This is a genomic window from Streptomyces nymphaeiformis (genome assembly GCF_014203895.1).
In the GTDB taxonomy this organism is placed as follows: domain Bacteria; phylum Actinomycetota; class Actinomycetes; order Streptomycetales; family Streptomycetaceae; genus Streptomyces; species Streptomyces nymphaeiformis.
The window spans coordinates 1-22,991 of record NZ_JACHJY010000023.1 but is presented as its reverse complement, the minus strand read 5'-3'; the positions used below and the strand labels follow the sequence as shown (position 1 = coordinate 22,991).

The window sequence follows — 22,991 nt, the reverse complement described above, 5'->3', positions numbered from 1 at the left end:
GGTTAGTCGTCCTCTCCTGCGTAGCGGGCGACGGATCCGCCGGCGGTGGTGCGGACCTCGTACTGGAGGAAGTCCCGGAAGCCGTTGCGGTCGGCCTGCGCGATCACCTGGACCTGGACAGGCTGGACCTTGCCCGTGGACGGGGCGGCCATGGCGGCGGGGGTGTTGATCAGTGCCTCGAGCTTGGACAGCGGGAGCACGGCCTCCTGCTCGCTGCCCTCGCCGATCATGGCGAGCGTCGGCCCGGTCGTGATGCCGCCCTCGGCCAGATAAGGGAGGTACGGGATGTATGGCACGCTCATGCCGGGCAAGAGGTTGACGCTGCCGATCAACTTGTCGTTGATGAACCAGATCCCCGAGTTGATCAGGCCGATGGCGCCGTTGAGGGCGTCTTTCAGACCGTCGGTGACCCACGACCACATGCCGCTCAGGCCGCGGGCGATCCTGTCCGGGATGCTCTGGAACCAGCCGATCATGTCGTTCCAGATGTCCTTGACCCACTGGACGCCTGAGTCCACCCAGCCAGGGATGGTGTCGGTGAAGAACCGGCCGATCGGCGCAAAGACCTTGTCGCGCAGCCAGATCCACCCGTCGGCGAAGATGCCGACGAAGCTGTCCCAGAGCTCGCCGGCCTTCGTCTCGATCCAGCGCCAGGCGATGTCCAGGGCCACCATGATCTTGTCCCAGACCTCCAGGGTCTTGGCCTTGATCTCGTCCCACTTGATGACGATCAGCGCGATGACCGCGATCAGGGCGATGATCCCGGCGATGATCAGTCCGATCGGGTTGGCCATCATCGCGATGTTCACGATCCAGATGGCGGCCGCCATCAGGCCGAGGACGCCGACGAGGACGAGCACGATCGGGATGAGTTCCTTGATCGTGTCCTTGTGCTTGGCGAAGAACTCGGACACCGTCTTCAGGATGGGCAGGAACGCCTCGCCGAGCGTGGTCTGCAGGGTCCGCATCGCGGCGTCCATCTGCTGCGCGGGCGAGGCCTCCATCGCGTCGGTGAGCTTCTTCGAGGAGCCGGCCGCGGTGTCCATCCCGGAGGCGGCGAGCGCGGTCTGCGGGTTCATCGCGAGCAGCGCGTCCGCAGCCTCACCGGCCATGTCGCCGAACAGCTGCACGCCGAGCTGGGCCCGCTTGGCCGGGTCCTCGACGCCGCGGAGCTTGTCCAGGGTGAGCTGCAGCGCGTCGGCCGCGGGCTTGCCGCCCTTGCCGATGTCGGCCAGCATCTTCGCGCCGTCCAGGCCGAGGCTCTTGAATCCCTCCTTCGCCCGGTCGGTCTCCTCGCTCGTGATGCGGGCGAACTCGTGCAAAATGTCGCCCGCCTGGTCGATGTCCTTACCGCCGGCCTTCACGAACTGCGACATCATGCCGAACGCTGTGCTGGCGTCGAGCCCGATGCGCTTGAAGTGCGTGCCGTACTCCTGCACGACCGCAGGCACGTCGGCCAGCATGCTCTTGGGCAGGACCTGAGCGGCGCGCGCCAGTACGTCGAACGCCTCGGTGCCGTCCTTGACGAGGCCCTGCTTGATGAGCTGGCCGGCCGCCGTCGACGCGTCGGCGACGTCGACCTCGAGCTTCTTGGCCAGGCCGAGGGCGCTCTCTGTCATGTCCTGCAGCTCGGCATCGGTGAAGTCGCCGAGCTTCCCCATCGCGGACGTGACGCTCGACAGGCCGGTGGTCACTTCCTCGAGAGACCCCCCGAACCCGTCGGAGAACACGTCACCTGCGATGTCGCCCGCCCGTTCGGCCTCCACCTCGGTGAGGCCGAGCGACTGCTTGAGCTCACCCTGCGCCTCGGCGAGGTCCATCGCCGAGGAGATCCCCGCAGCGAACACCGCCCCGGCGGCGAGGCCGGCGGCGGCCGCCGGGCCCGCGAGGCCGTCGAGGCGGCCGGTGACTTCCTCGGTGCCTTCGTCGACGCCTGAGGAGTCCATGCCGATGCGGACAAGCAGCTCGTCCAGGACGGTCATCTCTTCCCCCCTCCTGACCTGCCGGTGAGGCCGGCGTGGATGTCCTTGACGGCGGCCAGCAGTTCACGGCCCGACTTACGAGGACGAGCGTTGCGGCTCCACTGGACGAGGTGGTCCTTCAGCTTCGGCCGCTGGCCCTTCTTCATGTGCGGGGCGGCCACGTCCATGCCCAGGCGGGCGGCCACGACGTCCAGGCGTGATGGCCCGATCGGGCCGTACAGGTTCTGGTACGCGATGAGGCGGATCAACTCCTCCTCGGTGAAGCGGTCCAGGACCTCGGAGGGAGGGATGCGGAAGGCCGCGGCGAGGTCGTACTGCAGCCTCAGCTCGGGCCGTCGCCGAAACCCGCCTCCGCCTCCTGCACGCGCTGCGCGAAGTCCTTGCCATCGTCGGACAGATGACGGATCAGCTCGAACAGGGCGTTGACGATGCCCGCGCTGCGCTGGGACAGAATCGCGATGCCCTCGCGCAGGTCGGGGAAGACACGCTCGTCGGTCTCCTGGTCGTACAGGCCCTTGGCGACGATCTCGGCCTTGCGGGACTTGACGCTCATCTCGATGCCCTGGGCGGAGTCCTTGCGGGTCATCTTGGTCAGGGAGTTCTGGTAGGCCTCCCAGTCGCCGGACGGCAGGCCGTACACCCGGAAGCGGGCGCCGGGTACCCACTCGGGGATCTCCACGTCGTCCTGGTGGCGGATGTCGGTCGCGGCGCGGATCTGGTCCTTCAGCGATGCCATGGTGTGTCGGTCTCCTGTCAGCCGGTCGGGGTGAGGGTGGGCTTGCCGCTGATCTTGAACGTGGCGGTCCGCTCCATCTGGCCCTCGGTCGGGTACTTCTCGCCGAGGTCGGTGATCAGGGCGGAGAAGCTCCACGTGTGCTCGTCGGGCTCGCCCGGGAGGATGATGACCTGGTAGTTGCGCAGGTCGTCCTCCTCGAAGTCGCCGTCGAGCGCGGAGTGCGTCGCGTTGCCGGGGTCGAAGTTGAGGGTGATCTCGACCTCGCCGCCGTCCTTCAGGCCCTTGATGAACTCGCGGTACTTGGCCGGGGAGTCGTGGGCGGTGACCTCGATCGCCTCACGGCTGCGGCTGGGGCCGCTGATGTCGGTCACGTTGGCGACCACGGCGAAGCTGCCGGCGCCGGTGGAGTCCCGCAGGAACTGGCTGCCGAATGCGTCCTTACCTGCCATGTCAGGCTCCCAGCTGGATGACGGCGACGGTCACGGAGGTGACGGCGTCGTAGGTGATCGCGGCCCGTCCGGTGGCGCCGCGGAAGATGGTGGTCAGCGGGATGAGACCGCGCTTGCCGGCGGCCACGGTGAGGGTGGCGTCGGCGACCTGGTGGCCGTGGACGGTTCCCGGGGTGGCCAGGGTGACGGTGCGGGGCGAGGCGCCGGCGTTGTTGACGAACAGGAACAGGCCGTCCCCCACGGGGGCGGTGTCGCCGCCTCCGGCCGCGGCGACGGCGGCCGCGTCGAGGTCGGCCAGGCCGCCGAGCGTGTTCACGGTGGTGGTGGTGAGTGCTGCCATCGGGCACTCCCTTCTGTGTATGGGCGAGCCCCGGCACCGTTGCGGGCCGGGGCGGTGGTGGGCGGGTCAGCGGGGCTGCGCGGTGAGCACGCGGTACCGGTGTACGAGGTGGCGGATGTCGCCCGGCGGCTCCGGGTCGGTCAGCGGCTGCGCGACCTCGAAGCGGGTGACGATGTGGTCGTAGCCGGGCACCCTGAGCGGCTGGTGGTCCAGCAGCGCGGTGAGGCGGCCGCCGATCTGCAGCACGCGCTTGAAGCCCTGGCGCTTGTCCCACACGTGCAGGGTCGGGACGGTCTCCCAGCCGAACCGGTCGTGGGCGTTGGCCGGGACCTCGGTGGCCTCGCCGATGACGATGAACGGGTACGGGACGGTCTCGGGCAGGTAGTCGTACACGGCGACGCCGAGGGACTGCAGCTCGCTGTCGGCGACGAGGAGGGCGCGGATGGCGCCCTGGATCGCGAGCATCGGGGAGACGGGCGGCGGGATGCTCATCGCAGGACCCTCCGTACCTCTTCGGTCAGCCGGCCCTTGTACCGCTTGCGCTCGGCCTCCAGGGCCGGGCGGAGCGCGGGCCGGGCCGGGGTGCGGCGGGTGCCGTACTCCAGGAACCGGGCGTAGTACTCGGTGTCGTTGTGCCAGCCGACCACGGCGGTCAGGCCGTCGTCCTTGTACTTGATGTCGACCTTGTCGTGCAGGTTGCCGGAGTCCTTGGCCACGTCGCGCTGGGTGTCGGCCTTGACGGCCTCGGCGGACTCCTGCACTGCCTTCTGCAGCGCGGTGATGATGTCCTCGCCGAGGTCCTGCAGTTGAGCCCGCAGCCGCTCGGCGCCGAGGATCTCCACCGTCATGCCCGAGCGGGCCACGTCAGTCTCCCCGCCGCTGCAGCAGTCGGCACTCGGCCTTGCGGTAGCGGGTGCTGGACGGCTCGACGACCGAGCGGACCGTCAGGACCTGCCCGCCGCCGTGCAGCTCGTCGCCGCGCTCGACGTCGGCGGTGGGCAGGAGGTAGACGTCGTGGGTGTGTTCGGCCCCGGCCTGCTGCGCGAGCACCCTGTCCGACGCGGCCGGCTGGTCCACCTTCGCCCGCACCTCGCCCTGGAGAACGAGCGTGGTCTCCTGGCCGCCGTACCCGTCGTCGGCGTCGACCGGCCGCCACACGGCCAGCGTCCGGTTCAGCAGGCGGCCGATCATGTCCGGGCCCGGTACGCGCCGAGCGTGCGCCGGTCGGCGGTCGTCAGTTCCATGCCGAGGGCCTCGGCGGAGAAGCTGCGGGAGTGGTCCCCGAGCGTCTCCGCCGAGAGGAACTCCGGGTTGGACCATCCGGCGGCCGCCAGGCGCAGACAGATCCGCTTCGGGCCCGCGGGGACCGGGGCGTACCCGGGCGTGTACACGACCTCCACCGCCCGGTCGTGGCTGGGCCACTCGGCACCGCGGCGGTGCAGGATCCCAGCGGCCGACCAGGTGTAGTCACGGTCCTTGCCGAACACGAGCTCCTGGTCCTCGTCGACGAGCTTGACCGAGGCGACGGCCGTCACCGGCCAGCGCGGCAGGATCAGCTTCCGCGAGCCGGTGGCGGGGTGGTGCCGCGGGTCGTCAGCCGTCGGCCCGTCCAGGATCACAGTGTCCTGGGACTGCTCGAGGGCCTGGCCCGTCTCGTCCTCGATGACGCCCTGCGCAAGGTCGATCAGGAGCTCGGCGGTGGCGCTCTCCTCCTCGGTGAACGACTCGATGCGCAGGAGGCGGCGCAGCTCGTCCGGGTTGGCGTACGCCATCAGGCGCCCCCGTCCTCGTCCTCGTCGCGGCGGCGCTCCAGCTCGGCCACGACGGCGGCGCGGATGTCGTCCTTCTTCACCGCGTCGCCGAGGGTGATGTCGTGCTCGGCCGCGTAGGACCGCAGCTGCTCGACGGTCATCTTCTCCACCGGCGTGTCCTCGCCCTGGCCGCCACCGGGCGGCGCGGCGGCGGTCTTGGCCGCGCGGCCGCCGTTCTTCCTCGGCTCATCGAGGGGGCGGCAGTAGCCGGCGGCGATGCGCCGCTCGGCGTCGGCCGGGTCCATGTCGACGATGGCGCCCTCGGGCTGGTTGCCGTACGTGGGGTTGGCCATGAGCCGCAGCATCTCGACTCGCATGGTGGTCCTCCTGCTCTCCGGGACGCGGCCGGGCCCCGCCGTTGTGGCGGGGCCCGGGCGGCCGTGCGGGGTGGGTGGGGTCAGGGCTTGGTGCGGCCCTTGCCCCGGATGACGGTCACGCCGAACGAGGCGTCGGCGGTGCCAGTGGAAACGGCGCGGATGTACCGCTTGATGCCGTGGTAGCCGATGACGATGGTCGTGGACGCGGTCAGGGTGACCGGCTCGGTGCCGTCGAGGTCGGCATTGGCCACCGGGGTGTAGCCGGAGCCGAGGGTGTCGGACTCCTGGACCTCGATGGAGAACGCGCCGTTGGCCACCACGCCGGTCGTGATGACCACGGCGGCCGCGTCGTAGTTCGCCAGGTCCACCCCGGTCCCGGTCGCGGCGGCGACCCGCGCGGCCGGCGCCAGGGTGGCGGCGACGTCGAGGCTGTTCTTGATGTCGGTGCGCATGAGTGCTGCTCCTGTCTGGTGTGGGCCTGCGCTGGACGGGCCGGGGGTTACGGCACGACGTCGTTGGCCTGCAGGCGCACGAACGCCTCGGCCAGAACGGGCATGCCGTCGGACTCCTGGCGGCCGATGAACCCGACCTGATTCGTCTCGGCGTACAGCTCGTTCAGGCGCTGCACCTCGAACGCCAGGGACTCGGCGATCCAGTAGTAAGAGAAGTCGCCGAGGATGCCGACGTAGTCCCCGTCGCCGAACGTCGAGGGGGCGAACTCGCTCATGATGTAGGGCAGGTCGAGGATCTTGTCCGGCTCGCCGTCGGCCAGGCCGGCGCGCCAGATGTAGTTGCCGTCGCCGTCCTTGAGCTTGCGCACGGACGCAAGCACCAGGCGGTGGAAAAGCCACTGCGCGCGGCGGTGGTACGCGCCCTTGAGCGCGTACTTGGCGGTGATCAGGTCGTCCGCGGCGTTGCCCGCAGCGACGTTCACCAGGCCGGTGCCGGAGGTGGAGATGTCGACGTCCCGCGTGGTGGGGATGCCGTCGGCGTTCGGGGTGAACAGGCCCAGCGGCTTCTGGTTGCCGTCGCCGATCATGTAGGCCTTCTCGGCGGTGACCCCGAACTTGTACGCCATCCGCTCGCGCACCAGGGTCTCAGGGTTGGTCGTCGAGGCGCGCATCAGCTTGCGGCTGACCTTCACACGCTTGGCCAGCGGGTGCGGGCGCAGCTCGCGCTTGCCGAACCGCATGCTGTCGTCCTGGCTGCCGGTGCCGAGCTCGCTCGTCCAGTCGGCGTCGTTCAGGTCGGTGTCCAGCGTGGGCACGCCGAGCGACTCGGCCTGGATGAGCTGGTGCACGGTGGCCAGGCCGCGCAGCGCAACCATGTCGTCGACGTTCCTCAGCAGGTCCTGGACGAACTGCTGCGGGGCGACGAGGAACCCGCCCTCGGGGTCGTGGCCGGCGTTGAGGGCGCGGGCCTGGCGCTCGGTCAGGACGGACCGGCCGCCGAGGAGGTAGGCGCGCAGCGCGCCCATGGCCTCGTCGCCGCCGCGGGTGCCGCCGCGCTCCAGGTCTTCGAGCGCGGCCTCGTCGCGCTCGTCCTCCTCGAGCTTCTCGGCCCGTGCGATGGTGCGGTCCACGCCGTCGCGCTCGTCCATCAGCTTGTCGAACCGCACCTCCTCCTCGGGCGTCATGGAGCGGCCCTCGGCCTCGGCGGTCTGCATGATCGCTCGGGCGTCGGCGCCGAGCTTGGTGCGCTTGGTGCGCAGCTCCCGGATGTTGGCCATCGGGTTTTCCCTCTCGGTGGGTGTGGGTGCCCCGCGCGGCTGCGCGGCGCGGGGGATCAGAGTCCGGCGAGCCGGAGCAGGCGGGTCTGGTCGACGAGCGGGGCGGTGCGCTCCTCGTCGTCCTCGGCGGTGCCGCCGGCCGCGTCCAGCAGTTCGGTGAGCGCGTCGCGCGCGGCGGAGACGAGGCCCTTGTTCTTCTTCGACAGCACCGCGCCGGCCCGGGCGCCGGCGGCGTCGAGCTCGGCGAGCCGGGACAGGACGGCCTGCACGGTCTCGTCCGGGGCGGCGCGGACGTCGAGCCCGCGGGCGAGGTCGAGGGCGCTGCGGCCCGACTCGACGATCGCGTTGGGGTCCATCGGCAGGGGGACGGCGGAGACTTCGAACAGCTCCCAGCCCTCCGGGGTGCCGGAGTCGTCGATGTTCCAGACGTCGAACCCGATGGAGAACGCGTTCATCATCCGGGCCCGGTACTTGCGCTCGACGGTGACGGCGAAGGGGTCGTCCTGGTCGAACACGATGTCCATGCGGAGCTTGTCGCCGTCGATCCACGTCCGGTCGGACCGGCCGATCGGCAGGCCGTCACGGCCCCAGTAGGAATGGCCGTAGCCGACGACCGGGTTGGCCTCGAACCGGCCGAGCTCGGCGCCCTTCATGGTCAGGTTGAGGCCGTCGCCCTTGCGGCCCTCGGTCGCGGCGATGATCGTCAGCGGCTTGCCCGCCGTATCGCCGTCGGCGCGCTGGACGTAGCCGCGCAGGTAGTGGCGCTGTCCCTTCATCTGCTCCTCCTCTCACTCGATGACCGGCACGACCTGGCAGTCACAGCCGGGGTGGACGGGCGGATGGAACGTGTCGCGCTTGGCGGTGAGGGTCTCGCCCTCGGCCTCGCCCTCGACTTCCTCGCCCTTGGCGACGAACGGGGCCTCGATCTCCCGGACCGCGCCGTCGAGGCGCTGGCAGTACGGGCAGTTCTTCGACCCGCGCGCCACCCACTGCACCTTGCTGACGCCGGCCTCTTTCCACGTCTCGCGGGCCGCGGCGTTCGGCAGCTGCGCCGACTCCCAGCGCGCGGTCTGCTCCGGGCGCTCGGCCTGCCATTTCGCGAGCCGCTCGACGACCGCCTCGGCGATGTCCTCGGGCGTGCCCTCGGTCTTGTCGACCACGTTCCGCAGCTGGCCGTAGGAGGAGGACACCTGGTACTGGGCGTGCGAGAGGGCGTAGGCCTGCGCCCACACGGACAGGTCGACGGTGTCCTCGTGGGCGACCTCCTCGGCGGCCTGGACGGCGACGTCGTCGGCGAACGCTGTCATGAGCGGGACCCACAGTTCCGAGAGCCGCTCCATGATCGGGCCGTCGTCGGCGTACAGCAGCCGCAGTGCGGCGAGGAATCCGGCCAGCGAACGGTGCCGGCCGCGCTCGGGGGTCAGGTGCTCGGCGACCAGGGCGGCGACCTTTTTCGCCTCGAGGTCGGCTACCTCTTGGTCGGACTCCTGGATCTTCGTCCCCCACCGTTCGGCGAGGGATTCCCGCACGGCCTGGCGTCCGGCGAGCAGCCGCGCCATCCGCGAGACGCGGGCGGCGGCCGCGGTCTGAAGGGCGGGGGCGCTGCGGCCGGCGGGCACCATGTTGAGCGGGACGAGGTAGTCGTCGCCGCCCGGGACGGGGTTCATGTTCTCCCGGTCGCGGACGTCGTTGGCGGACAGCCATCCCCACTGGCGGCCGATCGCGTAGGCGGCGTAGCGGGCGGCGGTGTCGCCACGGAGCAGCGAGTCGACGAGGAACTCGGCGTAGTACTTCTGCCGCTCCTCGCGCAACAGGAGCTGGGTGAGGATCCCCTGCTCCCACCGGACCAGCCACACGTTCAGTGCGGACGACACGTAGTCGAGCTGTTGCTGCTCGATGTTGGAGAACGTGGCCCGGTCCAGGTCGCCGATCTTGTGCGGCGGCAGCCGCAGCCATCTCGACATCTCGGTGACCTGCAGCTTGCGGGTCTCCAGGAACTGCGCGGAGTCGTTGGGCACGCCGACCTGTTGGAAGGTGACGCCCTCCTCCAGGATCGCCACCCGGTGCGCGCGGTCGATGCCCCGGTGGATGTTCTCCCAGTCGTCCGCCATCCGGCGCCGCGCCTCGGGGGACAGGTTGCCCGGGTGGGACAGCGCGCCGCCCGGGGCCGCGCCGTTGGAGAACACCTTGGCGCCGTGGTGCTCGGTGGCCAGGCCGAGGCCGATGGAGTTGGCGGCGAGCTCGACGATCGGGTATCCCTGCACTCCGTCGTAGCCGAGGCCGGAGACGTGTAGGACCTCGTGCGGCAGCAGGACGGTGTGGATCCCGTTGACGTCGTCGTCGTAGCGGTAGCGGCGTTCGAAGCGGCCGGGCCCTGTCCGCTTCACGCCGATGGTGACCCGGTCGGGGCGCAGCGGCCAGATCTCCTCGATGACGCCGGTACGGGGGTGGGAGACGACGTGTGCGATGCCGTTGCCCCACGTGATCGCGTGGCTGGTCAGTACCTCGCGCAGCCACGCCGAGCTCATCATGTCGTTGGGCTGGTCGTGCAGCAGCGCGTACAGCGGGTGGCTGGTGGCGCGCTGCTTGCCGCGCGGGGCGAGCCGCTCGTAGAGGAACAGCGGCAGGCCGGCCAGGTCCTCCGACAGCACCCGCACGCCGGCGAAGAACGGGCTGTAGGTCAGGGCGGTGTCCTGGTCCACACGGACCCCGGCCGAGTTCATCGACCCGCCGCGCATCCAGTCCTCCACCCACTTCTCCGGGGTGGCCAGGCCGGACAGCGCGCTGCGCAGAAAACCCACGGTCAGCCTCCCTTCTGGGGGGTGGCCCGGGCAGCACGTTCGGCGGAGATGGCTCCGGCGACGCCGAGGGCCAGGAGCGCAAGGCCAGCGGATGCCATGCCGAGCCACGGGGCGAGCAGGCCGAGGCCGGTACCGAGGAGCACGATGCCGAGCAGCGCGAGGTAGTCCCACGGGTCCACGCGGTCCATGGCTGCCTCCTTCCTTCGGTCACAGGGCCATGCCCTGGGACTCGTAGATGGACGGGGTGGGCAGGCCGCGCAGACCGCCGTCGATGGCGAAGAACAGGGCGGGCATGCCGTCGATGCGCTTGCCGGTCTTGTCGCGCGAGGGCTTGACCGGGCGCACGCGGTCGGGATCGTCCCGGGGGCTCTTGCACTCAAGGTTGTCGGCCATCCACCGGGCAACGGGGTTCCCGAAGTGCGCGTACTCGCGGGCCTTGAGACCGCGCATGAACTCGTTCATGGGCGGCGTCATCCGCGTGAACGTCGTGTCCGACTCGACCATCTTGAGCCGGGTCCGCTTGGTGATCGCCTGCCGGACCGGCTCACCGCACCACTTGTCGTAGGTGGCGTCGATGATCTTGTACAGGTTGTGGTCGGTCTCGATGTCGTCGTAGATCGTGTCGTAGTCGATCGTGTCGCCGTCGGTCAGCGTGACCCAGCCGTCCTCGGCCCACTCGGAGAACTTCCCGTCGGTGAACTTGTCGAGGATCGGGGCGACGGACTGCGGGGCCCAGAAACGCCACACAATCTCGCCGCCCGGGAAGTACAGCGCCCACGCGGTGAGGTCGAGCTTGGAGGACAGGTCGAGGCCGCCCCAGCATCGCTGGCCCTCCAGGCGGCCGGCGATCCAGCCGGGGTTGGGGGCGAGCTCGCGGGCGTTCATGTCCCACAGGTCCATCGCGATCCAGCGCGACACCTCCGAGACGCGCTGGTTGAGCCGGAACTGCAGGAAGGCGTGCAGGGCCTTGCGGTCCCCGACGGCTTCCTTGGCCTCTTCCCTCAAGGACTGGATGGACAGGAACGAACCGAGCGCGGGGTTGGCCCACCGCCAGTTCGCCTCGTCGGTCCAGTCGAGGGAGACCGGCAGGTCGGGGCGGCCGGGGAACAGGCGGTGCAGCCGCTCCAGTTCGTCGGGAGTGCGCGGGGTCTTGCGCACGAACACGAAGTGGTGCGGCGCGCGGGCCGGGTCTTCGAGGACGCGGTCGGCCTCGTCGATGAACTCGGCGCCGAAGGAGTACTGCTGGCTGGTCTCGGTGGTGATCGCCAGCATGAGCGGCTGGGTACGGGCACCGGTGCCCGTGCGCATCGCCTGCCACAGGCTGTCGTCGGGCTGGGAGAGGACCTCGTCGAGGATGAAACAGTGCGGGCTGTGGCCGAGCTCGTTGTCGGCGTCGGCCGGGATGACCTCGTAGTGGCTGCCGGTCCGCTCGTCGACGATCCGCCGTGCGGCCTTGACGTGCTCGAGCCGCGCCGCCAGGAGCGGGCTCTTGAGCATCATCTTCTTGCACGGCTCGAAGACCTTGCCGGCCTGCCGGATCGTGGCGGCCGCGCCGTAGACCTCGGCGGACTCCTCGCCGTCCCCGCACAGCATGTACAGGGCGATCCCGGAGAGGATCGCGGACTTGCCGTTCTTCCGGGCCATGACGATCGTGGCGCGGGAGTACCGGCGGACGTACCGCCCCCACTGATCAGACCAGTGGACCTCACCGAACAGCGGCCGGATGATCTCGTGTTCCTGCCACGACGCCAGCACGAACCGGGTGTTCGCGAGCGCGCCGGCGGGATGGACGAGGAGCTCGGCGAAGAACGCCACGACCCGGTCCGCGCGCGGCTCGCAGTAGTGCGCGCCGCGCCGCTCGCACGTCTTCCCGTCGAGGGTGTACCCGCAGACCTCGCCCTTGCGCGAGGCCGGCCGCCACCGCTTGTGGTGGTTGAACGTCATCGCCCGGGCGCGGCCGCGAGGCCTGGTGGCTGCCTTGCTACGGGCCGGGCGGGTGGTGGTCCCGGCAGTCATGGCACCCCCTCGCATCGGTCAGGACAGCAGTCGCTCCGCTCCGCCGGGCTTCTCCTGGCCGCCGATGTGCAGCTGCGCGCGGTCGCTCGGGGTCAGGCCGAACCGGGCCCCGTACCGCTGGACCTGCGCATCGGCCGCGTCCAGCGCCAGGAGCCACGCGTTCTTGCCCACCCGGTGCCCGCTGATGTCGCCGTTCTTGTTGAACACCGGCTGCTCGACGACGGCGCCCTCGGCGGCGACGTGCTCGGCCGCCTCGCGCCGACGGGCCACCGCGTCACACCAGTTGGCGAACGCCTCGACGTCCCAAGAGGTGAGGACTCCCTTGGCGATGAGGTCGTCCGCGAGGGACTCCCACACCTCGACGGCGTCCGGCCGGAGCCAGGCCGGGACGGTGATGTCGCCCTGGTCGGGCTGCGGCTCGTCGGTGTTGATGCGGTCCGCGCGGTCGCCGTGCAGCACGCGCAGCACGGTGGGCTTGGGCGCGGGTCCTCGCTTCCCCATGATCACCTCCGGTGACATTCCGTTACGTCGGACGGGCCCGGTACGGCGGATCCCGAAACCTGTCGAGGCGCACGTGGGCTCCCCCCCGCGTTCCGCGGGTCCCCTGGCCAGGGATCCGAGGCCCCCTCCCCCCAGCCGGGCCCGTCACGATCAGTAGCGCGGACCGCCGGCGTTCCACCCTCCAGGCTGGTGCCGGGCGGTCTCCTTCGAGTGGCACGAGGCACACAGGCCGCGGCCCCGGCGGGGGTCGTGCTCGTCCAGGCCACGGGCCTGCAGCTCGCGCTTGGACAGCGGCCAGTGATCGGCCTGGGTGGCTGCAGCGGTCGTGCAGAGCACGCACACGGTGTCGCGTGCCAGGACGCCGGCGCGGAACCGCTGGACGTGCTCGGCGTTGTAGCCCTTGGCCGAGGCCGAGCGTCGCGGCCGGCGCTTGTCGTGGGCGGCGCACTTCGAGGCGGGTGGGGTGGCCATGGCGCCGCAGCCGGGCGTGGTGCAACGCCGAGGCGCACGGGTGGGCATGGCTACGAGGCCTTGCCTGCGAGGAGCAGCCAGGCGCGGTAGAGCGCACCGCGGATGGGCGGGATGTGCACCCTCAGCGTTACGTTCAGGGCGCCGTCATGGGCGCGTGTGCAGGTCGTGGCGTAGACGCTGGGCCACTCGTACTCGACCCGGGCGCCGATCCAGCGAGGCAGGCCGGACGCGGTGTCTCCGAGATGCATGGTCACCTCCTTGAGGGCGTATCAGGGAATCAGTTCGCCGGTATGGACACGGTCACCACGGCGGCGTCATCTGTGACCGGCGTAGCCCGGATGGCGGCGACTGTGCTGCCTGTCATGCAGCGTGGGTGAGGCGTTGCCGAGCGATCTTGATGTACTGGTCCGAGAGCTCGACCCCGACGAACGACCGGCCTTCGGCGAGGGCGGCTGCGCCGGTGGATCCTGACCCGGTGAAGGGGTCGAGCACAGTGCCTTCGGGAGCGCAGATGCGTACGAGTTCGCGCATGACCTCGAGGGGCTTCTGTGTGATGTGGAGCCGGTCCCGGCCGCGGGGCTGGGAGCCAGACACGAGGCCGTTGAGGTAGACGGGGTTCCGGGCGGCGTCGATGGGGCCGTTGGTGGCCCACAGAACGTACTCGCAGGAACGGCGGAATCCGCCCTTCTGTGGGCGGGCGTTGGGCTTGTGCCACGGGACGATGCCGCGCCACGACCAGCCGGCGGCCTGGAGCGCGTCGGAGTTGATGGGCACCTGCCGGTAGTCGCTGAACAGCAGCAGTGGGGTGCCGGGTCGAGCGGTGCGGAGGCACTCGGTGAGGACGAGGGTCATCCATGCGAGGTAGCCGCGCTGGTCGCGGTTCTCGCCGGGGAAGTCGGGGAGGTCGTGTTGGGCGTCGCCGCGCACGTACTTGCCGCGGGCGGTGTCGTTGACACGGGCGGTGATCGTGGCCGCGCCGCTGTTGTACGGCGGGTCGGTGATCACGGCGTCGACGGAGTTGGCGGGGAGGGTACGCAGTGTGGTGAGGGCGTCTCCCTGGTGGACGGTCCAGGTGGAGTGGGTCACAGTTCTCCGTTCTTGGCCGCATGCCTCATCTGGTGAGGAGCCGCTCGGTGTGCGGAGCCAGGCCGCGCTAGCGGCTGCTCGCGGTGCGTTCAGGTATGCCGACGAGGCGTAGGGCGCGCCCCCGTGTGGCGACTTCGGCGCGGGCAAGGTCGGCGGAGGTGTAGAGAGGGCGGCCGCGGTGGTCGAGGCCGGCGGGGGCGAGGTGGCCGCGGGTTACCCAGGAGCGGACGGTGGCGGGGGTGACGGTGGCCGTGCCGGCGGAGAGGCGGCGGCGCCAGGTGGTGGCGGCCTTGGCAGCCTCGGTGGCGGTGTAGAGCGTGGCCACGGTCACCTCCGGGAAACGGCGACGGCCCCCGTGGTGGCGGGGGCCGTGGTGGTGTCTGGGCGCACGTGTGGCGCTGACGCCAGTGTTGCGCTAAGTAGCGATCATGTCCAGTCGGTTCGTCAGGTGGTGGTGTTGGCGGCCTGCTCGCTCGGCCGGTACGGGGCGAACTGGTGGCGCTGAAGAACGGGGTTGACGTTGCGGGGGTAGAGGCCAGCCTCCCAGCCCTGGCGGTACGCACGGGCCATGTAGCCGACGGCGTGGAGGATCGCGGCCTCGGGAGAGACGCCGTTGCGGGTGAGGGTGGCGAGGTCGGCCACAAGGCGGACAGACAACGGCAGAGCGACACACGGCGCAGCCGGCGCGGGTGGCGGGGTGGTGTCGTGCGCCGTGTCGCGCACGGGCGCGGGGGCGGGCAGAGGCGCGGTGCGACGCTGTCGCGGTGCCTGTGGCCTGCGCAAACGTGCGGGGCGGGCGCGGCGGGGCAGACGGCGCCGTGCGAGGCGGGCGGCAGCCTGGGCGGTGGCGGCCTCAACGTCGCGGACATCGCGGGCAACGGTGTCCTTGCTGACGCCGACCTGATCGGCGATCTGCCGGTAGCTGTGTCCCTCGGCATGCAGGCGTGCGACTGTCGCGCGACGCGTCTCGATGGTGGTGCTCATGACGCCTTCCGGGTGTCGTGCTCGGCGAGGAGGAGGCCGAGGGCGGTACGGGCGAGCGGGGGCATGACGGCGGCGTGGTGGTCGGCGTACTCGGCCTCGGTGAGCAGCAGCCCGCACGCCTCGCAGTCGAGGTAGGTCTCCCAGTCGGTGCGCCCGAGGCCGAAGGCCTGGCAGGCCGGACACGGAGCGTCAGCGGGGCGGCGGCGGGGCTCGGTGCTCGTGACGGCCCGGATCCGGCGGACGAGGTCGGCGAGCTCGCCGTGCATGAGCGCGACCCAGCCCGTACGGGTGATGTGGCCGAGGTGGCGGGCGAGGTACGCGGCGTACGGGGCGCGGGGGTTGATGGGCGGGAGCACGTGGCCGAGGTCGTCAGCGAGTTGGTCGGCCCAGGCGTGCAGGACGGCGTGAACGGGCTGCGGGCCGCCCTGGTCGCCGGCGGTGTCGCGGACGGGCCCGGGCGCGGCCGGGCCGAGGAGGGTGAGGACGTCGCCGCGGACGGGGAGCGGAGCGTGGGCGCGGCCGGCGCCGCCGTATCCCTGGGCGGGACGGGAACCGAGCTCCAGGGAGGCGGCGAGCAGTACCAGCTGGCGGGGGATCTCGCCGAGCCAGCCGCGGATGCGGTGCTCGCACCGGGTGCACGCGGTACGGGGCTGCTCGGCCGGGTGGGTGCAGATCAGGCAAGTACTCATGGGCTGTTCCTGGAGGAGGCGAGGGCGCAGGGGCGGCGGTAGGTGTGGCTGGTGGCGCACGGGGTGGCGCATGCGGCATGGAGGCCGTGACGGGCGTGGGAGGCGACGATCCGGGCGTGGTCGCGGATGCTGGGGCGCAGGACAGGCAGGCCAGCGGCGAGTTGGACGCGCTGGCGGTGGCTGCCGAACTGGCACCCGCGCCAACCGCAGGCCGGGCCCCAGAGGACGCCTGCTCGGTGCGCCCAGTGACGCCAGCGCTGGCGGCGGACGCGGTGTCGAGCGGCGGCGTGGCCGAGCGGCACGGCGGTGGTCAGGGCGACGAGGGCGACGAATGCGACGGTGAGCGCGAGCGTGGCCATCAGGCGGCCTGCGACTGGTCGGATGCGGCGGGGAGCGGGAGGTGGCCGTGCTGGTAGGCGAGAGCGACGGCGTACGGGCGGACCACGGCGGGCGTGATGTCGGGGCGCAGGGCGCCGAGGGAGGCGTAGGTACGGCGTAGGTGGGTGATAGCCGTGTTGCTGCTGCATCCGAGCTCGGCGGCGATCTCGTCGTTGCTCATGCCGTCGGCGACGAGCTCCAGGGCCTGGTACTGCCGAGGGGTCAGGAGGATGCGGCCGCGGGGTTCGGGGGCCAGGCCGCGCATCCACCCGGAGCGGTAGGCGATGGCGACCGCATGGGCCGAGTTGCGGGCGCCGAGGCGGGAACGGAGGCTCTCCATGCGGTGCTTGACCGTGCCGTACGCCACGCCGGTCTCGGTGGAGATCTCGGCCGTCGAGCGGCCGCGGGCGAGGCCGGCCAGGAGCGTCGGGTCGTACTCCCACAGGGTGGGGCTGATGCGGCGTGCCGGGCGGCCCAGGCCCTCGGTGATGCGCCAGCCCGAGTTGACGAGCGCGGTGTAGGCGACCTCGGCGGCCTCCTCGGGGGTGATGCGGGCGCCGAGGTGGGTGCCGAGGGCCTGGGCGACGATGGCGCCGAAGGCCAGGGCGCGGGTCGAGGTACGGCTCATCGCTGCCACCCCTTCCAGGGCGCCGGGCGGACGCCGGTGCGCTGCCGGGGAACGGCGCGGCGCGGCCGGGGGCGGGCGCAGGTGGCGGCGTGGGGCATGGCGCGCCACTCGGCGCCCTCCAGGGTCGGGCGCTCGGCGGTGAGGACGCGGACGCGCAGGCGGCCGGTGCCGTCGGTGTAGGCGGCCGTGTTGCCCTCGGGGTCGGTGGTGGCGTTGAGGGCCTGGCGGCGGCCGACGGCGGTGACGGCCCAGCGGATGGGCTGCCCGCACGACGGGCACGGCGTCGAGCCGGTCGGGGTGGTCATGGTCGTCGTCTCCTCCGGTCAGGTGCCGGTGTCAGTGGCGTAGTCGCTGTTCACGGCCTCGGCGACGAGGCGGTGGCCGTACAGGGCGATGGCCTGGGCGACCCCCTCGGCCTCGATGGCGAGGCGTACGAGGTCGGGAGTGGCCTGGGCTCGGATGTCGTCGCGCTGCTCCTGCGTCAGCTCTCGCCGGTCGGCAGGCAGTCCACGGACGGGGAGCAGCAACGGCCGCTGGCTGCTTGGCGAGCTGCCCGAGGCCGCGCGGTGGCCGCCTCGAGGCGGGGGTACGAGACGCGGTCCGGGGCGAGAGTCGATGTCCTCGTCCTCGTTCGCGCGCGCGGCCTGTGGCTGAGGTCCGGGATCAGCCATCGTCTGGTCAGGTTGTGGGTCCCTACTGGAAGTAGGGGGAACATGTAGGCCCCCGCCGGGGACGGGTTCCGGAACCCGTCCGGGGTCGGTGTCCGCACCCGTCCGGGGACGGGTTCCGGAGGCATCCGGTACCCCGCCGGGGACGGGTTCCGGACCCCCAGCCGGGGACGGGTTCCGGACGTCGTCCGGGGACGGGTTCCCTTCTTCGGCGGCCGCCCGCTTGGCGAGGCGGGCCTCGATCTCGGCGGCCTTGGCCTTGCGCCGGGCCTTGGCCTGCCGGGTCTCACCCCATGTGTGCAGGTGCTCGGCCCAGTCGATGCGCGCGGAAGGGATGAGCAGCTGGTAGACGGAGGACTGGTTGGGACGGCGTCGGCGGACGAGGAGCTCAGCGGCCGAAAGGAGCCGTACGCACCTGGTGACGGTCTCCTCGCTCGCGCCGGCGATGGCGGCCAGGGTCGCGTTCGAGGGGTACGAGTTGGACCCGTCGGCGTTGGCGTAGGTGGCGATGAGGATGCCGATGTGGGCGGCCTTGGAGACCTCGGGGCGTCGTGCGCGGAGGGCCTCGTCCCTGATTCGGTTGATCCAGGCGTTGCGGACCGACTGCACGTGGTCGCTGGGCACGACGTCGTCCTTCCTTGCTCGTGTGGTGCGGGGCCAGGCGGGCCGGGGCGCGCGCCCCGGCCGGGGCCGTCAGGTGCGGGCCTTCTTGAGGAGGCGGCGCATGATCGGGCCGGGGATCGCGAGCTGGACGTCCGCGACGTTCCAGCGGCGCCGGCGGTCGGTCCTCGTGATCCATCCGCGCTGTTCCAGCACGTTGAGCGAGACGACGACCAGGCCGACGTCCACGCGGGTGAGGTCGACGAGGCGGCCGAGGCGAGGCTGCGCGTCGTCGGGGATGTGGCCGGTGGCCCAGTCGGCGTGGGTGGCCAGCGTCAGGGCGACCAGCTTGGTGTTCACGAGCAGCTTCGAGCCGTTGATGCCCTGCTCCCACAGGCTCCGGAACGGGGGGTCGGCGACCGGGTTGTGGGGCTCGGGGGCGAGCGCCGGGCGGGCCGGGCGGCGGAAGACATCGGCGGGGGTGGGGATCGTGCTCACGGGCTGCTCCTGGTGGTGCGGGACGGTTCGGTGCGGGTGTTGAGGTAGGAGCCGGACGGCCAGCCGGGCCCGGGTGGGACCTCGGGGCGCCCGGCGAGGGCGGCGGGGGTGTGGCGGTCGCAGCACCAGCCGGTGACGTACAGGCGGGCACGGAGGAGGCCGTGCCCGGCGATGTGGTCGCACGGCGGCGGCCGACGCTTCACGGCGAGGGGCGGACGGTGCCGCAGTGGTTGCACTGCACGCGGCCGGGACCGGCGGGGTAGTGCGGCGTCTGGAGGTGCCCGCACCTGGGGGTGTCGCAGGCCACCCACGCGTAGCGGCGCGGGGTCGGGACGACGGCCGCGGGGAGCGGCCGGGGCCACAGCAGCCGGTGCAGCGCGCGGCCGGCGGCGAGCGTCCCGCACACGGCGCCGACCACCACGGTCGCGGCGCCGGTGAGCAGGAGGGCCAGGACGGCCAGGCCGAGGACGTTAGGCACGGGAGACTCCGATCGCGCGGACCTCGGCGAGGGCCTCGCCGTACGCCCGGCACGGGCCGGGGCAGTACCAGCGGGCGGGCTCACGCGAGCCGTCCAGGTCGACGCGGACCATGCGGGCGGCGGGCCGGGGCGCGGACGCGAGCTCGCCGCAGCCGGAGACCGCGCAGTCCCGGCCGGTGGGCACCGGGGCCGGCGCCGTCGGCGTACCGGCCTTGCCGCGGTTCCAGGTCTTCTGGGCCGTCGAGGCACCCGAGGCCGTGCGGGCGGCGCGGGTCCGGGCCTTCTGCTTCTGGATGCCGCCCCAGGCGGTACGGCGCCGCTGGTGGACGGTGTCGCGGCGTACACGGGTGCCGCCGTGGCTGGTGCACAGGCGCCCGGCGGCCGCGTCGCACGTCGGGCACGCGACGGTGAGCTCCGGGAAGGTGCGGGCGGGCTCGTCCATCACCGGCCGCCCGTCGGGGTGCTGGTGCCGGCGGACTTGACCCAGGCGTCGACCTCCGGGGTGTAGTCGCCCTCGGCCACCACGGCCGCGACGGTGTAGCCGGAGGGCTGCTCGTCGACGCCGATCCGGACGACGAGCTCCCACAGCGGCTCGCGCTCGTCCTCGTCCTCGATCCAGTCGAAGAAGAGGGCGACGTCGTCTCCGTGCTCCCGGCTGACAACGGCCTCGCAATGGGCCTGTGCCGCCTCGAGGTTCGAGTACAGGCCGAGCGGGAACGGCTCGTGCTCGTAGGCGGAGCGGTAGACCGTGACGTCCCGAGCAGCCATGGGAGCCGCCTGGGCCACGGGCAGCGCGGCGGCGAGCGCGAGCGTGGCGTGCACCTGCGCCTCGGTGGCGAGCGCCGCACCGACGACCGGGTCGGCGCCGTCGCCGTAGGTGAAGTGGTGGGCCTGGTCTGCGAGTTGCTCCGCCTGTCGGTAGTGCTCGGGGCCGGTCATCCGTACATCTCCATCTCGGTGTCGTCTTCCTCGCGCTGCTCGCAGTCCTCGCAGCCGCAGTAGGTCCAGGAGCCGTCGATCAGTTCGGCGTGGCACTCGTCCTCGTCGCCCGGGTCGCCGCTGTCGAGCAGCTGGCCGTCGGCGTCGCGCTCGGGCGGCCGGGAGGCCGGGATGGAGATCAGGGACAGGTCCTGGCCGCAGTCGGGGTGCGGACAGCGGGTCGAGGTGCTGCCGTACGGCCTCCACCACCGGCCGCCGCAGGCCAGGCAGACCATGAGGGCCTGGGTGGTGAGGTCGGACGGGCAGCCGCACGCGTCACGGGCCCCGCCGCACTTTTCGTTGGGGCAGAAGTCCATGGGGTCGGTGGCCATCACTCACCGCCCGAGGCCGGAACGACGGACGTCCCGCCGAGCAGGCTGACGGCCGAGGGGTGGCCGTGGTAGCCGGGCGTCTCGTCCTCGGTCCAGGTCCACTCCGCGTCCGGGGCCAGGCGGTACCCGAGGGAGGCCAGGGCCCGCACGCGCTCGTCGGGGGTCGGGATCACGTTCCGACGAGAGACCGGCCACTCGAATTGCGGAAACTGCGCCGAGTTCGGCAGCACGACGAACAACCGCCAGCGGGCGCGCTGTACGTTTCCCTTCCCCAGGTTCTCGGGGACGTCACAACAGCGACGGGACAGGAGCGCGTGGAAGGTGTCGCTCATGCCGTCCTCCCCAGCGTGCCGAAGTGCTGTGCGGTGGACGGGCGTTCCCGCCTCCACTGGATCGCCATGTACCGGGAGCCGTCTCTGGATGTCTTGGTGTGGACCTGGACGTTGGTGTCGGTCGGCATGACCAGGCCCGGCACGTGCGCGAACTCCATGTGCTCGGTGCCGTGCAGGTGCTCGCCGCTCCAGGTGTCGGGCAGCCAACCGCCGAGCTGGCGGTGGACGTGCCCGTAGTAGTCGGGCTCCAGGTCCTCCACGACCGGACCGATCAGCGGGACCAGCCCGTACGCCGTGAATCGGACCTCGGCGTGGCCGGCCCGGTGCGGCGCGGGGGTGGACTCGCCGCACGAGGCGGTGTCCTTCCCCCTCGCTACCTCGGCGAGCAGCTGCTCGCGCTCGGCCAGGAGGTCACGGATGTCTCGGTCGAGCTGCTCGGTCGTGCGGTAGGAGTGCTGTCCGGCGCGGATCTCAGTGAGCCGCTCGGGGGTAAGGCGGACAGTCATCGACGCTCCCCCTTCCGGCGCTCGGAGAGGGCGGCGATGACGCCGAGGGCGCCGAGGATCCACACGAGGGACATAGCGGCGGCGATCACGCGGCGGCCTCCTCGTCCACGAGGGTGAGCGGGCCGCCGGTGAGCTCGGCGAGGAGCTCCTCGCGCTCGCGGACCCACTTCGGGCAGGACTTGATGTCGACGCCGTCGAGGACGTACAGCTGCTCACCGAGGCGGGTGCGGCCGGCGGTGCGCCACAGGGAGCCGTCGGCGGCCCGGCACAGGACGCCGTCGGGGGTGGGGTCGGGCTGCTGGGAGTCGGTACGGTTGGTCACGGTTCCTCGATTCGTGGTTGAGGTGCCGACGACGGGCACCGAGGCCGGCCAGGGCCTCGGTCTCCCGGGTTCAGGAAGCGCGCGCGCCCTTGGGGCGGATCTGCGCGAGGGTTCGGGGCGCGACATCAGCGGTCGCACGCTGCGGGCGGACCCGGTGCATGTCCTTGATCGCGGCGAGGTCTTCGTCGTCGAAGGCGACGGCGATGCCGATCTTCTGGTGAGGCAGCCGGGACAGGTTGTCTTCGAGGTACCGCTCCTTGCAGCGAAGGAGCTCTGCGGCCTCGGCGACGGTGTAGTTAGGGGAGAGCGGCATTACCGAGCCCTCCTGCCGCGCAGGAGCTGGGACTCAGTCGCCTTAAGGACGTCTCGCATTCCGGCGTAGACGCGGGGCGAGGGCTGGTTCGCCCCCGTTTCGATCTTGTAGATCATCCACTTCGAGCAGCCTGCGGCCTCAGCGACGGCGACGACCGACAGGCCGCGTCGTCGCCGCAGGTCGCGGACCTTTCGGCCGTCAACCGTGCGGTTCAACATGACTCCAACATACTCCAACGTTGGAGTTGGTCAAGCGGAAATTGGAGCGATCTTGTCCAAGGTTGGAGGGTGGGCGTTCCAACGTGGCACCACGTTGCGGAATCTGATCATCGAAACGTGATGGTGCAGTGAAAAACGGTCATGTGGCTGGGAGGGCATTGGAGCAAGTTGGAGCCAAGCTGTAGCTTGGCCGCATGACGGAGGCTGGGTACGGAGCCGAGGAGCTCGCCAGACTCGGCGACACCGTGGAGAACTACATCGCCGCACAAGGGATGCAGTTCACCGAGGTCGCCGAGCGCGCAGACTTTTCCATCGAGACCCTCGCCAAGATCCGCAAGGGGGTGCGCGTCAGCCCCGTTACGTATCGGAAGCTGGAACGGGCCCTCGGCTGGACCGTGCGCAGTGCGGATGACGTGATGGCCGGCGGTGAGCCGACCGTGGAAACGGCCGCGCCAATCCCGGCGGCGCCCCCGCAGGATGAGCCGATCGATCCGCAGGCCGCGGCGATCCTCACAATCCTGGACAGCCTCCCCGTGCGAGTGCAGGCGGAAGTTCTCCGCCGACTCGGCGACCGCATCCCGCCCGAGGCACGACGCACGGCCTGATTGAGGCCTCGGCGACGAGTTCCCGCCATGTCATCGCTCGGCGCGCTTCACCCCTGCTCGACCTGCGGTGTTCCCGCCTGTGTTCCCACGGGAACACAGAGGCGGCCTGAAACGGGAACCGCCGGGCCCAAACGGGTCCCGGCGGTAAGAAACGTAGAGCTCACAGCGTTATCGCAGGTCAGGCGCCTAGTCGGAACAGGTTCGAGTCCGGTTCCGGGCACCA

39 protein-coding genes are annotated in these 22,991 nt (G+C 71.3%); 1 reads left to right on the top strand and 38 read right to left on the bottom strand.

The window, feature by feature from the left end:
- Positions 1-2 precede the first annotated feature (2 nt).
- From GGE06_RS41565 to GGE06_RS41380, 38 genes are all read right to left on the bottom strand, one after another.
- The gene (locus GGE06_RS41565; RefSeq protein ID WP_184933281.1) at positions 3-1,982 is read right to left on the bottom strand and encodes a phage tail tape measure protein; all 1,980 of its coding nucleotides are present in this window, start codon (positions 1,980-1,982) and stop codon (positions 3-5) included.
- Entirely contained in the window at positions 1,979-2,230 is a 252-nt protein-coding gene (locus GGE06_RS41560; RefSeq protein WP_184933280.1) for a phage tail assembly protein T, read from the bottom strand. Before GGE06_RS41560 ends, GGE06_RS41565 begins: the two co-directional genes overlap by 4 nt.
- Positions 2,231-2,304: 74 nt before the next feature.
- Positions 2,305-2,718: a hypothetical protein gene (locus tag GGE06_RS41555; protein ID WP_184933279.1), complete on the bottom strand. Its 414-nt coding sequence runs from the start codon at positions 2,716-2,718 to the stop codon at positions 2,305-2,307.
- A gap of 17 nt (positions 2,719-2,735) precedes the next feature.
- A complete protein-coding gene (locus GGE06_RS41550; RefSeq protein ID WP_184933278.1) occupies positions 2,736-3,167 on the bottom strand; it encodes a phage tail tube protein in 432 nt (143 codons plus the stop codon).
- 1 nt (position 3,168) lies between these two features.
- On the bottom strand, positions 3,169-3,507 hold the full coding sequence (locus GGE06_RS41545) for a hypothetical protein (protein WP_184933277.1): 339 nt from the start codon (positions 3,505-3,507) through the stop codon (positions 3,169-3,171).
- 66 nt (positions 3,508-3,573) lie between these two features.
- The gene (locus GGE06_RS41540; protein ID WP_184933276.1) at positions 3,574-3,999 is read right to left on the bottom strand and encodes a DUF3168 domain-containing protein; all 426 of its coding nucleotides are present in this window, start codon (positions 3,997-3,999) and stop codon (positions 3,574-3,576) included.
- On the bottom strand, positions 3,996-4,370 hold the full coding sequence (locus GGE06_RS41535; protein WP_184933275.1) for an HK97-gp10 family putative phage morphogenesis protein: 375 nt from the start codon (positions 4,368-4,370) through the stop codon (positions 3,996-3,998). Before GGE06_RS41535 ends, GGE06_RS41540 begins: the two co-directional genes overlap by 4 nt.
- A gap of 1 nt (position 4,371) precedes the next feature.
- The gene (locus GGE06_RS41530; protein ID WP_184933274.1) at positions 4,372-4,698 is read right to left on the bottom strand and encodes a phage head closure protein; all 327 of its coding nucleotides are present in this window, start codon (positions 4,696-4,698) and stop codon (positions 4,372-4,374) included.
- The gene (locus GGE06_RS41525) at positions 4,695-5,279 is read right to left on the bottom strand and encodes a hypothetical protein (RefSeq protein ID WP_184933273.1); all 585 of its coding nucleotides are present in this window, start codon (positions 5,277-5,279) and stop codon (positions 4,695-4,697) included. The genes GGE06_RS41530 and GGE06_RS41525 overlap by 4 nt, the downstream gene beginning before the upstream one ends.
- Positions 5,279-5,635 carry a hypothetical protein gene (locus GGE06_RS41520; protein ID WP_184933272.1) on the bottom strand — a complete coding sequence of 119 codons (357 nt, stop codon included), beginning with the start codon at positions 5,633-5,635 and terminating at the stop codon, positions 5,279-5,281. Before GGE06_RS41520 ends, GGE06_RS41525 begins: the two co-directional genes overlap by 1 nt.
- Positions 5,636-5,715: 80 nt before the next feature.
- Positions 5,716-6,087, bottom strand: a complete 372-nt coding sequence (locus GGE06_RS41515; protein WP_184933271.1) for a hypothetical protein — start codon at positions 6,085-6,087, stop codon at positions 5,716-5,718.
- Between the two features lie 47 nt (positions 6,088-6,134).
- Positions 6,135-7,364 (bottom strand): phage major capsid protein, encoded by a 1,230-nt coding sequence (locus GGE06_RS41510; protein WP_184933270.1) that lies wholly within the window; start codon positions 7,362-7,364, stop codon positions 6,135-6,137.
- A 56-nt stretch (positions 7,365-7,420) separates the two neighbouring features.
- Positions 7,421-8,140 (bottom strand): HK97 family phage prohead protease, encoded by a 720-nt coding sequence (locus tag GGE06_RS41505; protein WP_184933269.1) that lies wholly within the window; start codon positions 8,138-8,140, stop codon positions 7,421-7,423.
- Positions 8,141-8,152: 12 nt separating this feature from the next.
- Positions 8,153-10,165 carry a phage portal protein gene (locus GGE06_RS41500; RefSeq protein ID WP_184933268.1) on the bottom strand — a complete coding sequence of 671 codons (2,013 nt, stop codon included), beginning with the start codon at positions 10,163-10,165 and terminating at the stop codon, positions 8,153-8,155.
- A 2-nt stretch (positions 10,166-10,167) separates the two neighbouring features.
- Positions 10,168-10,353 carry a hypothetical protein gene (locus GGE06_RS41495; RefSeq protein ID WP_184933267.1) on the bottom strand — a complete coding sequence of 62 codons (186 nt, stop codon included), beginning with the start codon at positions 10,351-10,353 and terminating at the stop codon, positions 10,168-10,170.
- 19 nt (positions 10,354-10,372) lie between these two features.
- The gene (locus GGE06_RS41490; protein WP_221519086.1) at positions 10,373-12,181 is read right to left on the bottom strand and encodes a terminase large subunit; all 1,809 of its coding nucleotides are present in this window, start codon (positions 12,179-12,181) and stop codon (positions 10,373-10,375) included.
- 18 nt (positions 12,182-12,199) lie between these two features.
- Positions 12,200-12,682: a phage terminase small subunit P27 family gene (locus GGE06_RS41485; RefSeq protein WP_184933266.1), complete on the bottom strand. Its 483-nt coding sequence runs from the start codon at positions 12,680-12,682 to the stop codon at positions 12,200-12,202.
- Positions 12,683-12,832: 150 nt separating this feature from the next.
- Positions 12,833-13,153: a holin gene (locus GGE06_RS41480; RefSeq protein ID WP_246533094.1), complete on the bottom strand. Its 321-nt coding sequence runs from the start codon at positions 13,151-13,153 to the stop codon at positions 12,833-12,835.
- A gap of 50 nt (positions 13,154-13,203) precedes the next feature.
- A complete protein-coding gene (locus tag GGE06_RS41475; protein ID WP_184933264.1) occupies positions 13,204-13,401 on the bottom strand; it encodes a hypothetical protein in 198 nt (65 codons plus the stop codon).
- Positions 13,402-13,513: 112 nt separating this feature from the next.
- Complete coding sequence (locus GGE06_RS41470) at positions 13,514-14,239, bottom strand: DNA-methyltransferase (RefSeq protein WP_184933263.1); 726 nt, start codon at positions 14,237-14,239, stop codon at positions 13,514-13,516.
- Between the two features lie 67 nt (positions 14,240-14,306).
- A complete protein-coding gene (locus GGE06_RS41465; RefSeq protein WP_184933262.1) occupies positions 14,307-14,564 on the bottom strand; it encodes a MerR family transcriptional regulator in 258 nt (85 codons plus the stop codon).
- A 119-nt stretch (positions 14,565-14,683) separates the two neighbouring features.
- Positions 14,684-15,223, bottom strand: coding sequence for a helix-turn-helix domain-containing protein (locus GGE06_RS41460; protein WP_184933261.1), 540 nt, complete (start codon positions 15,221-15,223; stop codon positions 14,684-14,686).
- The gene (locus GGE06_RS41455; protein ID WP_184933260.1) at positions 15,220-15,912 is read right to left on the bottom strand and encodes a hypothetical protein; all 693 of its coding nucleotides are present in this window, start codon (positions 15,910-15,912) and stop codon (positions 15,220-15,222) included. Before GGE06_RS41455 ends, GGE06_RS41460 begins: the two co-directional genes overlap by 4 nt.
- Positions 15,909-16,271, bottom strand: coding sequence for a hypothetical protein (locus GGE06_RS41450; RefSeq protein WP_184933259.1), 363 nt, complete (start codon positions 16,269-16,271; stop codon positions 15,909-15,911). Before GGE06_RS41450 ends, GGE06_RS41455 begins: the two co-directional genes overlap by 4 nt.
- Positions 16,271-16,918 (bottom strand): response regulator transcription factor, encoded by a 648-nt coding sequence (locus GGE06_RS41445; protein WP_184933258.1) that lies wholly within the window; start codon positions 16,916-16,918, stop codon positions 16,271-16,273. The genes GGE06_RS41450 and GGE06_RS41445 overlap by 1 nt, the downstream gene beginning before the upstream one ends.
- Positions 16,915-17,223, bottom strand: a complete 309-nt coding sequence (locus GGE06_RS41440; protein WP_184933257.1) for a hypothetical protein — start codon at positions 17,221-17,223, stop codon at positions 16,915-16,917. Before GGE06_RS41440 ends, GGE06_RS41445 begins: the two co-directional genes overlap by 4 nt.
- A gap of 18 nt (positions 17,224-17,241) precedes the next feature.
- Positions 17,242-18,210: a helix-turn-helix domain-containing protein gene (locus GGE06_RS41435; protein ID WP_184933256.1), complete on the bottom strand. Its 969-nt coding sequence runs from the start codon at positions 18,208-18,210 to the stop codon at positions 17,242-17,244.
- A 69-nt stretch (positions 18,211-18,279) separates the two neighbouring features.
- Positions 18,280-18,684 (bottom strand): hypothetical protein, encoded by a 405-nt coding sequence (locus GGE06_RS41430; protein WP_184933255.1) that lies wholly within the window; start codon positions 18,682-18,684, stop codon positions 18,280-18,282.
- Positions 18,681-18,887, bottom strand: a complete 207-nt coding sequence (locus GGE06_RS41425) for a hypothetical protein (RefSeq protein ID WP_184933254.1) — start codon at positions 18,885-18,887, stop codon at positions 18,681-18,683. Before GGE06_RS41425 ends, GGE06_RS41430 begins: the two co-directional genes overlap by 4 nt.
- Complete coding sequence (locus GGE06_RS41420; RefSeq protein WP_184933253.1) at positions 18,884-19,162, bottom strand: hypothetical protein; 279 nt, start codon at positions 19,160-19,162, stop codon at positions 18,884-18,886. Before GGE06_RS41420 ends, GGE06_RS41425 begins: the two co-directional genes overlap by 4 nt.
- Positions 19,155-19,604, bottom strand: coding sequence for a zinc finger domain-containing protein (locus GGE06_RS41415; protein WP_184933297.1), 450 nt, complete (start codon positions 19,602-19,604; stop codon positions 19,155-19,157). The genes GGE06_RS41420 and GGE06_RS41415 overlap by 8 nt, the downstream gene beginning before the upstream one ends.
- Positions 19,604-20,101, bottom strand: a complete 498-nt coding sequence (locus GGE06_RS41410; protein WP_184933296.1) for a hypothetical protein — start codon at positions 20,099-20,101, stop codon at positions 19,604-19,606. The genes GGE06_RS41415 and GGE06_RS41410 overlap by 1 nt, the downstream gene beginning before the upstream one ends.
- Entirely contained in the window at positions 20,098-20,472 is a 375-nt protein-coding gene (locus GGE06_RS41405) for a hypothetical protein (RefSeq protein ID WP_184933252.1), read from the bottom strand. The genes GGE06_RS41410 and GGE06_RS41405 overlap by 4 nt, the downstream gene beginning before the upstream one ends.
- Positions 20,472-20,804 carry a DUF6303 family protein gene (locus tag GGE06_RS41400; RefSeq protein ID WP_184933251.1) on the bottom strand — a complete coding sequence of 111 codons (333 nt, stop codon included), beginning with the start codon at positions 20,802-20,804 and terminating at the stop codon, positions 20,472-20,474. Before GGE06_RS41400 ends, GGE06_RS41405 begins: the two co-directional genes overlap by 1 nt.
- Positions 20,801-21,310: a hypothetical protein gene (locus GGE06_RS41395; protein WP_184933250.1), complete on the bottom strand. Its 510-nt coding sequence runs from the start codon at positions 21,308-21,310 to the stop codon at positions 20,801-20,803. Before GGE06_RS41395 ends, GGE06_RS41400 begins: the two co-directional genes overlap by 4 nt.
- 85 nt (positions 21,311-21,395) lie before the next feature.
- Entirely contained in the window at positions 21,396-21,632 is a 237-nt protein-coding gene (locus GGE06_RS41390; protein WP_184933249.1) for a hypothetical protein, read from the bottom strand.
- Between the two features lie 70 nt (positions 21,633-21,702).
- Positions 21,703-21,945 (bottom strand): hypothetical protein, encoded by a 243-nt coding sequence (locus tag GGE06_RS41385; protein ID WP_184933248.1) that lies wholly within the window; start codon positions 21,943-21,945, stop codon positions 21,703-21,705.
- Positions 21,945-22,163, bottom strand: a complete 219-nt coding sequence (locus GGE06_RS41380; protein ID WP_184933247.1) for a helix-turn-helix domain-containing protein — start codon at positions 22,161-22,163, stop codon at positions 21,945-21,947. Before GGE06_RS41380 ends, GGE06_RS41385 begins: the two co-directional genes overlap by 1 nt.
- Positions 22,164-22,357: 194 nt before the next feature.
- On the opposite strand from GGE06_RS41380, the gene GGE06_RS41375 reads away from it, so the two are divergent.
- Complete coding sequence (locus GGE06_RS41375; RefSeq protein WP_184933246.1) at positions 22,358-22,768, top strand: hypothetical protein; 411 nt, start codon at positions 22,358-22,360, stop codon at positions 22,766-22,768.
- The last annotated feature ends 223 nt before the right edge of the window (positions 22,769-22,991 follow it).